Source organism: Paraclostridium sordellii, from assembly GCF_000953675.1.
Classification (GTDB): domain Bacteria; phylum Bacillota; class Clostridia; order Peptostreptococcales; family Peptostreptococcaceae; genus Paraclostridium; species Paraclostridium sordellii.
On record NZ_LN679998.1, the window covers coordinates 968,576 to 983,427 of the forward strand.

General features: G+C 25.1%; 20 protein-coding genes. 15 read left to right on the forward strand and 5 right to left on the reverse strand.

Going from position 1 to position 14,852, the window contains the following annotated elements:
• The first annotated feature begins 130 nt into the window (after positions 1-130).
• Positions 131-607 (forward strand): DUF2975 domain-containing protein, encoded by a 477-nt coding sequence (locus ATCC9714_RS04700; protein WP_054629102.1) that lies wholly within the window; start codon positions 131-133, stop codon positions 605-607.
• Between the two features lie 140 nt (positions 608-747).
• On the opposite strand, the gene ATCC9714_RS17440 is transcribed toward ATCC9714_RS04700, so the two are convergent.
• Positions 748-1,401 carry a hypothetical protein gene (locus ATCC9714_RS17440; RefSeq protein WP_077065661.1) on the reverse strand — a complete coding sequence of 218 codons (654 nt, stop codon included), beginning with the start codon at positions 1,399-1,401 and terminating at the stop codon, positions 748-750.
• Positions 1,402-1,875: 474 nt separating this feature from the next.
• Between ATCC9714_RS17440 and ATCC9714_RS04710 the strand changes: the two genes are divergently transcribed.
• Complete coding sequence (locus tag ATCC9714_RS04710; RefSeq protein ID WP_054629103.1) at positions 1,876-2,577, forward strand: N-acetylmuramoyl-L-alanine amidase; 702 nt, start codon at positions 1,876-1,878, stop codon at positions 2,575-2,577.
• A gap of 38 nt (positions 2,578-2,615) precedes the next feature.
• Here the strand turns inward: ATCC9714_RS04710 and ATCC9714_RS04715 are convergent, their stop codons facing one another.
• Positions 2,616-2,783, reverse strand: a complete 168-nt coding sequence (locus tag ATCC9714_RS04715; protein ID WP_021123476.1) for a hypothetical protein — start codon at positions 2,781-2,783, stop codon at positions 2,616-2,618.
• Positions 2,784-2,972: 189 nt separating this feature from the next.
• Between ATCC9714_RS04715 and ATCC9714_RS04720 the strand changes: the two genes are divergently transcribed.
• The 9 genes from ATCC9714_RS04720 to ATCC9714_RS04760 all read left to right on the forward strand — a co-directional run bounded on the left by ATCC9714_RS04720 (position 2,973) and on the right by ATCC9714_RS04760 (position 9,446).
• Positions 2,973-3,788, forward strand: a complete 816-nt coding sequence (locus tag ATCC9714_RS04720) for an alpha/beta fold hydrolase (protein WP_057544601.1) — start codon at positions 2,973-2,975, stop codon at positions 3,786-3,788.
• An 82-nt stretch (positions 3,789-3,870) separates the two neighbouring features.
• Entirely contained in the window at positions 3,871-4,368 is a 498-nt protein-coding gene (locus ATCC9714_RS04725) for a hypothetical protein (protein ID WP_021123479.1), read from the forward strand.
• 149 nt (positions 4,369-4,517) lie between these two features.
• Positions 4,518-5,258, forward strand: coding sequence for a DUF3298 and DUF4163 domain-containing protein (locus tag ATCC9714_RS04730; protein ID WP_021123480.1), 741 nt, complete (start codon positions 4,518-4,520; stop codon positions 5,256-5,258).
• A 174-nt stretch (positions 5,259-5,432) separates the two neighbouring features.
• Positions 5,433-5,753, forward strand: coding sequence for a cupin domain-containing protein (locus ATCC9714_RS04735; protein ID WP_021123481.1), 321 nt, complete (start codon positions 5,433-5,435; stop codon positions 5,751-5,753).
• Between the two features lie 148 nt (positions 5,754-5,901).
• Complete coding sequence (locus ATCC9714_RS04740; RefSeq protein ID WP_021123482.1) at positions 5,902-6,087, forward strand: DUF1858 domain-containing protein; 186 nt, start codon at positions 5,902-5,904, stop codon at positions 6,085-6,087.
• Between the two features lie 143 nt (positions 6,088-6,230).
• Complete coding sequence (gene hcp / locus ATCC9714_RS04745) at positions 6,231-7,955, forward strand: hydroxylamine reductase (protein ID WP_057544602.1); 1,725 nt, start codon at positions 6,231-6,233, stop codon at positions 7,953-7,955.
• A 219-nt stretch (positions 7,956-8,174) separates the two neighbouring features.
• Positions 8,175-8,690, forward strand: coding sequence for a DUF6241 domain-containing protein (locus ATCC9714_RS04750; RefSeq protein WP_057544603.1), 516 nt, complete (start codon positions 8,175-8,177; stop codon positions 8,688-8,690).
• A 128-nt stretch (positions 8,691-8,818) separates the two neighbouring features.
• Entirely contained in the window at positions 8,819-9,016 is a 198-nt protein-coding gene (locus ATCC9714_RS04755; RefSeq protein ID WP_021123488.1) for a helix-turn-helix transcriptional regulator, read from the forward strand.
• 1 nt (position 9,017) lies between these two features.
• Positions 9,018-9,446 carry a hypothetical protein gene (locus tag ATCC9714_RS04760; protein WP_021123489.1) on the forward strand — a complete coding sequence of 143 codons (429 nt, stop codon included), beginning with the start codon at positions 9,018-9,020 and terminating at the stop codon, positions 9,444-9,446.
• Positions 9,447-9,517: 71 nt separating this feature from the next.
• Here ATCC9714_RS04760 and ATCC9714_RS17675 read toward each other — a convergent pair whose 3' ends face one another.
• The 3 genes from ATCC9714_RS17675 to ATCC9714_RS04770 all read right to left on the reverse strand — a co-directional run bounded on the left by ATCC9714_RS17675 (position 9,518) and on the right by ATCC9714_RS04770 (position 11,289).
• Positions 9,518-9,652: a hypothetical protein gene (locus ATCC9714_RS17675; RefSeq protein WP_021123490.1), complete on the reverse strand. Its 135-nt coding sequence runs from the start codon at positions 9,650-9,652 to the stop codon at positions 9,518-9,520.
• A gap of 155 nt (positions 9,653-9,807) precedes the next feature.
• Complete coding sequence (locus tag ATCC9714_RS04765) at positions 9,808-10,407, reverse strand: DUF4352 domain-containing protein (RefSeq protein WP_057538258.1); 600 nt, start codon at positions 10,405-10,407, stop codon at positions 9,808-9,810.
• A 198-nt stretch (positions 10,408-10,605) separates the two neighbouring features.
• Positions 10,606-11,289 (reverse strand): Tim44 domain-containing protein, encoded by a 684-nt coding sequence (locus ATCC9714_RS04770; protein WP_021123493.1) that lies wholly within the window; start codon positions 11,287-11,289, stop codon positions 10,606-10,608.
• Between the two features lie 312 nt (positions 11,290-11,601).
• On the opposite strand from ATCC9714_RS04770, the gene ATCC9714_RS04775 reads away from it, so the two are divergent.
• The 4 genes from ATCC9714_RS04775 (at position 11,602) to ATCC9714_RS04790 (ending at position 14,835) form a co-directional block, all read left to right on the forward strand.
• The gene (locus ATCC9714_RS04775) at positions 11,602-13,017 is read left to right on the forward strand and encodes a metallophosphoesterase (RefSeq protein WP_057544604.1); all 1,416 of its coding nucleotides are present in this window, start codon (positions 11,602-11,604) and stop codon (positions 13,015-13,017) included.
• Between the two features lie 207 nt (positions 13,018-13,224).
• Positions 13,225-13,626: a hypothetical protein gene (locus tag ATCC9714_RS04780; protein WP_057544605.1), complete on the forward strand. Its 402-nt coding sequence runs from the start codon at positions 13,225-13,227 to the stop codon at positions 13,624-13,626.
• A gap of 111 nt (positions 13,627-13,737) precedes the next feature.
• Positions 13,738-14,502, forward strand: coding sequence for a PH domain-containing protein (locus ATCC9714_RS04785; protein WP_021123498.1), 765 nt, complete (start codon positions 13,738-13,740; stop codon positions 14,500-14,502).
• A 42-nt stretch (positions 14,503-14,544) separates the two neighbouring features.
• Entirely contained in the window at positions 14,545-14,835 is a 291-nt protein-coding gene (locus ATCC9714_RS04790; protein ID WP_057544606.1) for a hypothetical protein, read from the forward strand.
• The last annotated feature ends 17 nt before the right edge of the window (positions 14,836-14,852 follow it).

Below are 14,852 nucleotides of genomic sequence, written 5' to 3' on the forward strand. Positions count from 1 at the left end.
GTGCTATTTTTATATTATTTAAATAGTTTTTTATATTTCATAGCTATATTAAAAAAAAATAAAAACATATTGAAAAACGATATGGGATATACTACTATTATATTATAAACTAATAAAGGAGGTTTGGTTATTGAAAAATAATTTGGCAAAGAGGGCACTTACTACTTTAATAACGATTATAACATTTGTTTTAGGGGTAGCTCTTATAATAAGTGTTTTTGCAGGAATACCATATATTCTTGAGAATATTGGTAATTTTAAAGATATAACATCAGCATTAAGCTTTTTTATTTTAGGAATTACTTTTTTTATAATTTTAATTCTATTATTAGAGATAGCAAGTAGTTCAAAGAATAGTATATTTATAAGTGAAAATGTAAAAAGGTTTAGATTCATAGGGTATATGCTATTTGTAAATGGAATAAATGAATATATAACTATGTTAGTTAATGGAGTATCAGGTATTAGTATTTTTGACTTAGCTCCTGGAATTTTTATTACTATTGGAATGGCAGTATATTTTATAGTAGCTCTTATATGCTTTGTAATATCTGATTCATTTGATGAAGCCATAAGAATAAAAGAAGACAACAACCTTACTATATAGCTAAGATTTTTACTTACTTAAATTTTGATTGAAATTTCAAAGATATCAAGAAAATTAAATATATATTATATAAAAAGAAGTAAAGATAATTAGCTACTTATCTTTACTTCTTTTTATATAAACACAGAGTAAATTTTTGATTAAAGCACGAACATTAAATACATTAAGGGTAAGGCTTTTCTATAATCTTTTCCTACTACAAGATAAGCAGAACCATAAAGAAATCCTCCAAAAGCAGATAATAATCCAACGGTAATACTACCTTTTGATACTATGTGCATAAGCCCCCATGTTAAAGCAAGAACAATACCACCGTAAGGAATAGTTTCGTTCTTAAACCACTTTTCAAAAGCTTTTTGTGCAAAAATTACAATTAAGGTAATTAAAAAGACTTCAAAAAGATAATATATATACTGGAAAATAAATTTTAATACTCCTAATCTTTGAAACTCTAAAATAGGCTTAAATCCTCCCCAGTCTATGTAATGAGATGCAATAGATACAATTAAGCATAAAACTATTCCTACATATTGCAAGCCTTTTAGCTTGATTTTGTTTTCTAATAAGTCAAAGCCATACTTTTTCTTTGCTAAATTTATAAGAAAAATTCCTACAATTAACCATATTATACAGATAACCACCCAGTGAAGAAGATTTTGCATAGTTGTATAAGTTTCTAAAGATAAGCCAAATAAAGGCTCTATAATTCCCACTAAAATAAGCTCTAAACCTATCCCTGCAAATGCATACAAAGAAAGGTATAAATAATCTAATCCTGTGATTTTCTTTTCCATCTCTAATCAATAGCCCCCAATATCAAATTTTTGTTTATAATTATAATCCTGTTGCTAATTATAGCAGAGTTTTAAGTCGTAGTCATTTTCTTTATGATTTGGTCAAATACTTATTATTTTATGATTTATGAAGAGTGTTAAAGAATTGATGAAGTACAAGTTCTGGAGAAACCATCGGATAATAAGTATAGGGTAATTAAGCAGAAATGAGATAATATTCTGTTTTATAGGTTTTGTTATATTAAGGTTCATTCAATCGTAGTAAATTATTGGTAAGTACAGTGTTTATGGGGATAATCTATAATTCTAGTTATTTTTATATGGGAAAATTAAATCTATATGTTTTATAAATAGACAAATTATAACATTTTTTAAAAATAATTATCTTTATGTAACAAAATCAGTAAAATTTCAATAAAATATACAGAGAGTAAATTTATATATTCTCACAAGCTTTAATCAAGGAGGTATTAAATGCCTAAAAAAGTATTTTTAGATCCAGGTCATGGAGGAAATGACACAGGTGCAATTGGAGTTAATAATTTATATGAAAAAGATATAGTACTTCAAGTTGCAAAGAAAGTTGAAGAATTACTAAAAAAACAAGGATTAGAAGTTAAATTAAGCAGAGATATTGATAAAACATTGGCGTTAAAAGATAGAACTGATATGGCAAATTCGTGGAAAGCAGACTGTTATGTTTCTATACACTGTAACGCTTTTGATGGTAATGCAAAAGGTATAGAGACCTATTCTCTTAATGAAAATACATCAAATTTAGCAAGTGATATTCATAGTGAATTGTTAAACACAAAAGCTTATACTGTAAATAGAGGAACTAAGACAGCAAACTTTTATGTGCTAAGAAATTCTATTATGAGAGCTTGTTTGGTAGAAATGGCATTTATAGATAATGTAGAAGATGTTAAAATACTAACTCAAAGACAAGATGATTTAGCAACAGGAATAGCTAAAGGTATATGTAAATACTTAAATGTAGAATATAAACCACAATCAACACAACCTCCAGTAAATCCTCCTGTAGTTGATAGCAAAACATTTTATAGGGTAGTTTGTGGTTCTTATAATAATAAGGTTTATGCAGAAGAAAAATTAGAAGAGTTGAAAAATTTAGGACAAAAAGATGTTTTTATAACTATTTATGAAAAAGAATAGTTTTATATAGATTTAAGTGATAGGTTATTATTAACCTATCACTTTTTAATTGAAAAACAATCTTTTAAATTAGTAAAAGGTATTAGTAGGCATTTAAATAAAAATAAAGTTCCCTCTCTATTTAATTTAGCATTTCTTTTTCTTTTTTCCTGTGATTTATATAAAAAATCAAAAGTATTATCCATAATATTTTCTAATTTATGCATTAAAAACCTCCGAAATTATAAAAATTTATATATTTATTAAGTAAATTGTAGTTTAACTGAAAGTAAAAAGCTATTAATATATTGCTTTTAGTTTGTGTATTAGTAAATACAAGCACTTTTTAAAAAATTTATTAATAATATGATAATAAATAAGAACTGTTTTATTTATTATTTAAAAGGGGGAAATATATGAAATATTATGTGAAAACACAAGATGGAACTAGGATATTTGTTGAAGATATAAATAATAAAGGGAAAAATATTATACTATTTGTTCATGGGTGGCCATTAGAACATAATATGTGGGAATATCAGGTAGAGAGACTAATAAGAAGAGGTCACAGATGTATAGCAATAGATCTTAGGGGGTATGGAAAATCAGATAGACCAGAGTCTGGATATTATTATGATATTATGGCAAGAGATATTATGGATGTTTTAAATGCACTTAATTTAAGAGATGTTACATTAGTAGGACACTCTATGGGAGGGGCAATATGTATAAGATATGCATCTAAGTATAAATCAGAAAGACTTTCAAATCTTGTATTATTAGGAGCTGCAGCACCAGCATGGACAAAACAAGGTGAATGGGATTATGGATATACTAAAAGTCAAGTGGATGAACTTATAAAGCAAGCTAATAGTGAAAGACCAAAGATGATTGAAAATATCAGAGATCAGTTCTTTTATAAATATGTTCCAACAATAGTAGGGCAATGGTTTTATGATTTATGTATAAGTGCAGGAGGATGGGCAACAGTTAACTCTTTAATGGCGTTAAGAGATGAAACCCTATTTGATGATTTAAGAAATATAAGTGTTCCAACTTTAATATTACATGGAACTCATGATTTAGTATGTCCTTTTGAGTTTGCTGAATATATGAATACAATGATTACAAATTCAAAATTAGTACCACTTATAGAAAGTGGTCACGCGCCATTTTATGATCAAAAAGATGAGGTTTCAGATGAAATTAATAAATTTACAAAAAAGATTTAAGAATTTTTTAAGGTTAATATAAATTTAATTTAAGTTTCCTATTTTAATATATAGCTATAACACAAATGAGGAGAGAAAATTTATGAAAATAAAATTATATAAAAAATTAGCTATTATATTAACTATATCTTTAGGAATATTTGGTATGGTTGGATGTGAGGCATCTAGTAAAGTAGGAAATTTAAACAATGTAGTTTCTGAAAAATTATATACGACAGATGATATAAAAAAAGAAATAAAAACCTCTGTAAAACACCTTACATCAGAGTCACTAAAGCTTACAATGAATTTTTTTAGTAATCCAAATTTTACTAGAAAAGATTTATCAAATTTTAAAAATATTTATAAAACAATTGAAAATGATAAAAAAGTTTTTGAGGAGATTTCAAAAAAAGCTGATTCAATAAAAAGTAAAGATTTAGTTTCGGATATAGTTGATTCCTATAAAAAAGTTGGTAAGTCTATTAATAAATTTATAGATGAAGTTCAAAGAGATGAAGAAAATAGTTATGCAAAGTCTGTAAATGACATAGTTGTTGAAATAGGTAATGTATATAATGCTTATAAATATATAAAATAATCTTAAAAGGCATATTTAAATATGCCTTTAATTTATTTACATAAATTTAAATTATATAATAGTTATTAATTTATATGAAATATATGCATATATAAGTCAATAAATAGGGAAATATAAGTTTGATATAAATTTCAAAAGGAGTGCTTGATATGAAATCATTAAGAAAGGTAATTTATATAGCTCTTATATTTACTGTAATAGGAACTAGCTTTTTATATGCAAATGATAATAGTGTAAATGATTGTTTGTTTATAAAAGATATGAAAATAGAACAAGAAAATGAATTTATAAAAGTATCTATAAAATATCCAGTTTTATCAATAAAAGATAATTGTAAAAATGATATTTATAGGGAGAATATTGAAAGAATCAATAAAGATATATCAAATACTGTAACTAACTTTAGTGATAGAATAAAAAAAGAAGCTATAGAATATAAAGAAAACAATAAAAAGGGAAAATATAAATATAAGTATGAAGCCTATGTAGATTATGATATTGGTTATAATAAAAACAATATAATTAGTATACCTATAACAATGTATGAATTTACAGGAGGAGCACATGGATTTACCACTTTAAAACCTTTTAACTATAATTTAAAAACAGGAGAGCCTATAAAGTTAAAAGATATGTTTAAAGATGATGTAGATTACAAAGACATTATAAATAAACATATAAATAAAGAAATCGATAAAAATAAAGATGTGTATTTCCAAGGAGAAGATGGTTTTAAAGGTATAAGAGATAATCAAACTTTTTATATAGACAATGATGGAATAGTAGTTTACTTTGGACTATATGATATTGCTCCATATAGCACTGGGATTCCTAAGTTTAAACTTACATGGGATGAAATAGAAAAGTATCTTAATCTACCAATTATATAGATAAAAAAATATATTATTAATCTAATTAAAAGTACTAGTATTTAATAGATATTAGTGCTTTTTATATAAAAATAAAAAATTAATACATTTGTAACTAGGGTTACGTAAATTTACTTATACAGGGTGTATATTAAGAGTACAAGATATAAGATTAATAAGTTGGAGGTAATCACTATGTTAAATATAAATAATATTAAGTTAAATCCTATTAATGTTAAAAGTTTAGATACTAACAGAGAAATATTAGTTCAAAATGAGAAGTTTAAAACAGTTTATTTTGAATTTGAAAGTGGTAAGGGGTTACCAAACCATACTCACAATGGATATGCTGCTATTTATGTAGTAGATGGTAGTGTAGATATTGAATTTAAAAGTGGAGAAAAGTTTGAATTAAAACAAGGAGATTTTCTACCTTTTGATGCTAGAGTAGAACATAATGTTATAGCTAAGGAAATTAGTAAAGTTTTAGTTATAATATCACAGCCACTTTCTTAAAAAAGCTTATGAATATTAAAGATAGTATTTAGAGAAAATATTACTAAACTTTTATGGTTATAGACATTAATATATAAGAAATAATAGCTTTTAAAGATAAAATAAGAATAGACAAATTTATATAAAAATCAAAGGAGAGTTAAATAATATGATAACTAAAGATACAATAATAGCAGATATAATAAAAATGAAACCTGAGGCAGTTGAAATACTTGTGGGATATGGAATGGGATGTATAGGATGCCCTTCAGCTCAAATGGAAAAATTAGAACAAGCATGTGAAATACATGGTCTTGATTTAGAGAAAATTTTAAAAGAATTAAATGAAGCATAGAAATTAAAGGACTATCAACTGGATTGATAGTCCTTTTTTTATTAAAAAATTAAACGTAACCTATGTTACAGAGGATTTTAAGTATTAATTATACAATGTGTATATGGAAAAACATTAGATTAATTAAATCGGAGGTAAAAATCATGGAAAATAAGATGTTTTGTTTTCAATGTCAAGAGACAGCAGGATGCACAGGATGTACAAAATTCGGTGTGTGTGGAAAATCACCAGATTTAGCAAGAATGCAAGATCTTTTAATATACACAACTAAAGGACTTTCAGAAGTAACGACTAAACTTAGAAATGAAGGTCAACTTATAGATGCACAAGTTAATAACTTAATAACTATAAACTTATTTACAACAATAACAAATGCAAACTTTGATGATGAAGTATTTTATGAGAGAGTAAAACAAACATTATCAACAAAGAGAGAACTATTAAATAAATTAAGTAATAAACAAAATTTATCAGAAGCGGCTTTATGGGATGCATCAACTAAAGATGATATAAACGGAAAAATGGGAATCTTACAAAAGATAAAAAATTCTATATTTGCAAGTAACGAAACTGATAGCAAAGTAAGAGAATTATTAGATGAAAAATCTACAAAAGTAGGAGTTTTAGCTACTAAAGATGAAGATATTAGAAGTTTAAGAGAACTTATAATATATGGATTAAAAGGTATGTCTGCATATATGAAGCATGCAAATGCATTAGGATATGATAGTGAAGAAGTAAATGCATTTATGCAAAAAGCATTAGCAGATACATTAAATGATAAATTAACAGTTGAACAATTAGTTGGATTAACTCTAGAAACTGGTAAAGTTGGAGTAGATGCAATGGCTTTACTTGATAGTGCAAATACTGGAACATACGGTCATCCAGAAATAACTAAAGTTAATATAGGAGTTAGAAATAACCCAGGAATATTAGTTTCAGGACATGATTTAAAAGACTTAGAACTATTATTAAAACAAACAGAGGGAACTGGTATAGACGTATATACTCATTCAGAAATGTTACCAGCTCATTACTATCCAGCATTTAAAAAGTATTCTCACTTTGTAGGAAATTACGGTAATGCTTGGTGGAAACAAAAAGAGGAATTTGAAAGTTTCAATGGACCAATATTAATGACTACAAACTGTATAGTACCTCCAAAAGATAGTTATAAAGATAGATTATATACTACTGGAGCAGCTGGATTTACAGGATGTACTCATATAAAAGGTAATTCAGAAGCTGATAAAGACTTCTCAGTAATAATAGAACATGCTAAAAAATGTAGTGCACCTAAAGAAATAGAAACTGGTGAGATAATAGGTGGATTTGCACACAATCAAGTATTTGCACTTGCAGATAAAATAGTAGATGCTATAAAAACTGGAGCAATAAAAAGATTCTTTGTAATGGGTGGATGTGATGGTAGAGCTAAATCTAGAAACTACTATACAGAATTTGCTAAAGCAATTCCACAAGATACAGTAATATTAACAGCAGGATGTGCTAAATATAAATATAACAAATTACCATTAGGAGATATAAATGGAATACCTAGAGTTTTAGATGCAGGTCAATGTAATGACTCATATTCACTAGCATTAATCGCTTTAAAACTTAAAGAAGTATTTGAATTAGAAGATATAAATGATTTACCAATATCATTTAACATTGCTTGGTATGAGCAAAAAGCTGTAATAGTATTATTATCACTATTATACTTAGGAGTTAAAAATATCCATTTAGGACCTACACTTCCAGCTTTCTTATCACCAAATGTAGCTAATGTTTTAGTTAAGAACTTTGGAATTGGTGGGATAACTAATGTTGAGGATGATTTAAAAATGTTTTTAGGACAATAAAATAAATTAAAAATAAAAAGGTATGCAATTTGCATATCTTTTTTATTTTTATATTTTAAATTTTTAACTTAAAATAAATTTAGATTAGAAGGTGTTGATAGTTGAAATTATATATAATGTTGTGGTATTATCCTCATATGAAAAGTTAGAACTTAAAATATTGTTAAAGTAAAAAATATGGAGGTGAATTTTAAAAATATAAAAATATAGGGGGATAAGGTGGAGGTTTTTCAAAGAGTTATCAAAAATAATTATATATTTTTATCTATAGCAATTACTAGTATAGCACTTGTTTCACTTGTATACATAAGTTCTAATAAAGATATAGTTGATACAGATATGTATTTAAAAAACGGAAGATGGATAGTTCCATTAAAAGAAGGTAAGTTAGATGATGGTATAATGGATAAACTTACAGTAAATGAAGAGTTAGATATACCTAGGATATTGTATAAAATGGCTAGTACAATGATAATTCCAGCTGATGGAAAGATTAATGATACTATAGAGATAAATAAAGCAAATCTTGAAGCTTTTCAACAAGGAATTTATAAATATTACTTAAATACTTATAGTACGGAAAAATTCTATTTGGAAAGTGGAGTGTATAAAGTTGTAAACAGTTGGATGGAAGGGGATTTTACCAATTGTGTAGAGGTTTATAATGATTGTATACAAGCATTAAATATAAAAAGTGGTAAAGCTATAGGTTTAGATTTTAGAAATGAATATTAAAAGCCAACTAAATTTTGTGGCTTTTTTTAGGATTATATGTAAAGCTAACTTGACATTGTGATTTTAAAATACTAATATTATAATATGTAAAGTTAACTTTACATAAGAAGTAAAGGAGTATACTATTTATGAAAAATAGATTAGAAGAGATTAGAAAACAAAGAGAAATTACTCAAGAAGAACTTGCAAATGTTTTAGAGGTTTCCAGACAGACTATTAGTTCATTAGAAAAAGGGAGATATAATCCATCTATTATTTTAGCATTTAAGATTGCAAGATACTTTGATATGGCAATAGAAGATATATTTATATATGAGGAGGAGTAAGATGAAAAAAGATTTATTATATGTAGGGATAGGATACTTTGCATTTGGGGTTATACTTATGTTATTTGGAATCTTTGGATCTTCATTTGGATATGAAAGTTTTTTATGGGGAATGGTTGGAGGTTGTATAGTTCCTGGGATAATGATGATATCAAAATATATATACTGGTCTAGACCAGAAAATAAAGAAAAATATGAAACTAAGTTGAAAAATGAGGAAATAAATAGAAATGATGAAAGAAAAGTAATGTTAAGAGATAAGTCAGGAAGAATTACTTATGTAATTTCTTTATGTGCTCTATTTATTATAACTTTTGTATTTACTATACTTAAAGTAGATACTTTTGTAATAGTTACTTTATGGATATTATTAATTTTTATGTATGTTTGTGGAGTAGTTGTATTTAATATTTTAAGTAAGAAATTGTAATTTAATTTATTAAGTTATAAGTTAAAATTATACTTATATTAAAAAAGGGCTAAAGTTAGCCCTTTTTATTATTAAGAATTATTTCTAATATAAATTTTCAAAGCTTTAATTAATAATATAAGTGCATAAAATCCTAAACTTAATACTCCTAATACCAAACAAATTTGAACAAAGGCTAATAAAACTAGAAAAAATTGTATATCCACTAAGTATCCCCCTTAAAAGTTATCTCTTAGAGAATTATATCATTTTAATTGTATTTATGAATTTAAAATTTGCAAAATTTAGAAAATAGTGTGTAAATATATTATTAAATTAAAAATAGAATGCTTAGAATAAACATGATTCTAAGCATTTTATTTTATAAATTATGATTTATCAATTCTATTTTTATATCTCCTGAATAATTTTTAGGAACTTGAAAAGTAAGATTTTGAGAAAGCTTTTTATGTGGATTTAAATTAGCTTCATTGGAATCTGAATATAAATTAACTGGCTTAACCTTTTGACCATCATCACAGATTAAAGTAAAGTCATTTTGAGTTATATGTCTAGGGTTATCCGATAAATTTTCAAGAGTAGTATTCACATATAAAAATTTAGTACCTTCTGATGGATGAACAAATTCATTTCCAAAATCAGAGGTTACTGTATTTATTTTTAAATTACAAGTATTTACTGAACTTTGTAGATTTTTATTAAAAAAGTTTAGCTTACTTATATTTTCTTGATTAACTATTATAATTAAAGTCATACAACCTATTAAGCAAAGTAATGGAGCAAAAGCTGTTTTTGAAGAATTTTTTTTACTTTTCCTTCTGGGAAGCCTACCTGTTTTCCCATCAAGCCTTCTATTCCATTCATCAGTTGAATCCTCTAACCGACGTTCTGGAACTATATGGTATTCTCCGTTATCATACTTTGGAGTACCATCTCCATTTATTCTGTATTTTTCATACATTTATGAACAACTCCTTTAAAAAATAGATTATATCCAGATTTTAACATATAATAGAACTTTGAAAAAATAAAAAAATATTTTTAAAAATTTTTAAATTTAAATAATAAATAAACTGAATAGTATCTTTAAGTTTAATACAAATAATCTTTTATGGATAAAAAATTAACAAAGTTTGATTTTATTAATTAAAATACTACTTTAATTTAATTGAGATATATTTATTACTGAATCTTTTTGAAGAATTTCACAAAGAAGCCATTTATTATTTATATATATAAATTTCCAATATTCTTCAAAACTATTTGCATTTTTATTATCTGAAGATACTTTGTTAGTTCTAATGTCTAGTATATAGTCAATCATAGAAGCTTTAATATTTATCCAGATAAATCCTGGATTATTATCATCACTTTCAGCAGCAGATACTAAATAAAGTTCATTTATTTTTATATCTTTTAAGACATTTGTTTTATAATTTGAAGTCATTTCATTAAGTCGAGTAATGTGTTTATTATATAGGTCTGAAGTCATTAAGTCTTTTACATTATAATAAGTGTTATTAGTCCAAGATTCTTGGATTGAAAAGAAAGTAGTTTCAACAACTTCTTTTATATTATCAAGATGCCAGTCTGGATTTTTAGCAGAAAGTTTATTTATAAGTGGAAGTATATCGTTTTCCTTAAGCTTAAAACCTTCACTTCGTAAAACTTTTAAAACAAATACTACAAAACCTGTGCCAGCTAGGGCTATATAGTCAACAATTTTAATACCTTTAGAACTTAAATTGCTAATGACTGCTTCAGTACCTGCTAAAGCAGTTATTGGAGTTAACACCAATATAGATACTAATAGAAACATATAAATTACTTTAGAAAATTTCATGATAAAACCTCCTATAATCTATAAATTTATATAAAGATTAGAATTTTTAATATAGAAAACCTTGTTATTAAAAGTCTACCCTATAATTATATTTTTTAAAAATGTAAAAATATTAAAAAAATAATGAATATATTAAAATGGATTAATTTTTTATAGTTATATTATGAAATTATAGATAAAAAGAGCCTAGTAAAATTATTCTATGTATATTTTAGTACTATATAAGAATATCTTAGTCCAAGTTTGCTAAATTTAGTTAGTTATATGTTAAAATATACACAAGACATAAAAAAGTAACACTAGGGGGATATTATGAAACTAAAATTAACTATAGGGATTTTAGGCGTGTTTATTTTATTATTAATATGGCAGTATAGTTTAAAAGATTATTCAGAAATAAATATATTAGCAACTTCTGATTTAAATGGGTTTATGCCCTATCAATTAACTTCTCATATAAAAGAGGAAAAGTCCAAAAACAAAAATACAATTTTAGTTGATGCAGGAGATTTTTTAGACTTTGGAAGACCAGGTTCAGATATGAGTAGATATTGTTTTGATAAATTTAGTATAAATAAATCTAATCGTAACTATATAGAACTTCCAATAGCAAAAGAAATGAAAGAGACAGGTTATGATACTGTGGTACTTGGAAATCAAGAGTTTTTATACAGTACTAAAGACCAAGTAGATGATATAGTTTCAGATTTAAACAAACAAGGTATTGATGTATTATCAGCTAATACACATAAAAAAAATGGAGATAATTATGTAAAACCTTACATTATGAAAACGGTACCTACTTCTAAAGGGACTGTTAAAGTAGGAATTTTAGGACTTACTATAAAAGAGATAGATCAAAGATATGAAACCTTATTAAATGGAGAAGAAAAAATTGTAACATATGAGTTAAAAGATTTAAAAGGGATCAATGGTTCTTTGTATATGAATGATTTAGTTGAAGAAGCTAAATATTGGGTGCCAGTTATGAAAAAGGATAATCCAGATATCATAATAGCTGTTGTCCATTCTGGAGAAAAAGAAAAAAATGAAAAAGAAACTGGAAATAAGATTCAAGATTTAGCACAAGAGGTTAATGGAATAGATGCTATAGTTGCGGGACATACTCATAAGCATTTCGATCAACATGATTATACTAATAAAGCTGGTGAAAACGTTATAGTAACTCAGCCGGGACAAAATGGAGAAGCTATTTCTAAAATTAACTTTAAATTAGAACAAAAGGATAATAAATGGGTTATAGCCGATAAATCAAGTAGCGTAACTAAGTTTGAAAAAGATGATGAAGACATAAACTTTGATATATTAAATAAGAAAGTTACAGATACTTCTTTAGAACTTTCAGAAAAATATAATGGAAGAGAGTGCAAAAACTTTAGTTTAAAAGATTTAACTCCTTTTGAGTGGGATAAGCTTTATGCATTTGATATTAATACTTCTCCAGAAAAAATATATGAAACTATAGGTTATAAGCATAGGGATATAAAAAAAGCAAAAAATGGTGATGCTGTTCAAATGATATTTATGAATGATGGAAAAGTTGTTTGTCATTTATATGGTTATGAAAAAACTTTATTTACAGACTTTATCTTTGATAAGTCCGAGTTTAAAGATGGTATTTTAACTATATACCCTGATGAAAATGATAAGTTTAATGTTGCTAGTAATCAGTCAACGTTTACTCTTAAACTAAATCATGTAAAGTAGTAAAGTAAAATTATTAAAACTTACTAATCTAAAAATTGACAATATATTAAAAATTAAAATTTCATATAAGACTTTGCAATATACTTACATATTAAAATATATATAACATTTTTATAATTCTATAAAATTTACTTTGAAAAAATAAGGGTAAAATTAATGTTATGAAAAGAATAAAATTATAGATTTAATATGTAGAGGAGATTTAATATGAACAAGATAAAAAAGATATCAGTAAGTATAACATCTGCAGCATTAATTATCCAATTAAATCCATTAATAGGATTTGCAAATGATTTAGATGTTAATAATAGCAATACAGTAGATAGTAGTTCTAAATATGAAAGCAAAGTTATAGATGAATCATATGATAAAGCTATAAATCAAGGAGTAAACTTTAATTTGATGAAAGAAGTAACAGCAAAAACACAAAATAACTTAAATACTTTAAATAAAATTGAAAAAATATCAGCTAAGGAACGAACCAGTATAAAACCAAATAGCAAATCGGATACTAAAAATACTAGTACAGGACAGGTTGGAGTTATTGGATATATAGGATTAGCATTAGTTGCAATATTAGGTATACTTTCAAGTAGGAAGAATGTTTAGTAAAAAATAAATTTAATATAGATATTGTTTTATATAGTTTATAAAACAATATCTATATTAAATTTAACCTGCTATAATATAGTAAATATATTATATAAAGGGAGATATTATATGGGAAATAGGTGTAATGCCGAAAAAATATTAATAGGTATTATTATAGTTATGGCTATATTTTTAGTAGTAGTTTTAAATATAGATACAACAGGTCATAAAATGAAATTCTATGAAGATGAAATAACTATTAATGGAGAAGCTATAAAAGTTGATGATATTAAAAGTATTAAACTTTTAGAAAATGTACATATAGGAAATAAAATAAATGGAACTAGTACAATTACTTATTTAAGAGGAATTTTTGAAATAGATAAAAATAAAAAGGCAACAGTGTATGTTTATAACAATAAAAAACCTTATATAAAAATCATAACTAAAAATGAACTATTTATATATAATGATAAAGATAGTATTGATACAGTAAATGACTATAATGAGCTAATAAATAGATACAATATAAAAGAAAATTTAAAAGTTAATGAAGATAAATTCTTAGTTGATTCAAATGATAATCTAATAGTATATCTAGGAATAATTCCAGGAGCATTAATTTTTATTTGTTTAGGAATATATTCATTTAAAAGAAAGACACCTATGTTCTTTTGGACTGGAGTTGATGTAAGTAGTGAAGAAATAAGTGATATTAAGGCATACAATAAAGCAAATGGGATTATGTGGATTTGTTATGGTTTATTATTTTTATTAATTCCAATATTAGGAGAACAATTGGGGAGTATGGTTTTAGTAATAATTATACCATTTTTAATAGTTACTTTAATGTTAACTTATAAATTTATATACAATAAATATAAAGTAAAATAAATTTAAGCTTATTAAAAATATATATTATAGGGAGAATACTAAATGAAGAAATTTATGCAAAGGATAAATCCTAAATTTTATGTATATGCTTATATTTTATATAATTTATTTGTTTTAAACTTTATAAAAATGGATGTTAATTTAGATACTTTAAATGGAAGCGCAGTTTTAAATCTTAATTCATTAATTCTTATTTCAATGGTTTTAAATGTGTTTTCAGCTTTTATGATTATTGAAACAGCTAACTTTTCTTTATATAATATTATATTGATTTTAAGTATTTTAACAGGCGTAATGGGAGTATATTCAATGATTCATTTACAGGGAAATTAAGCTAACTTAGTTAAATT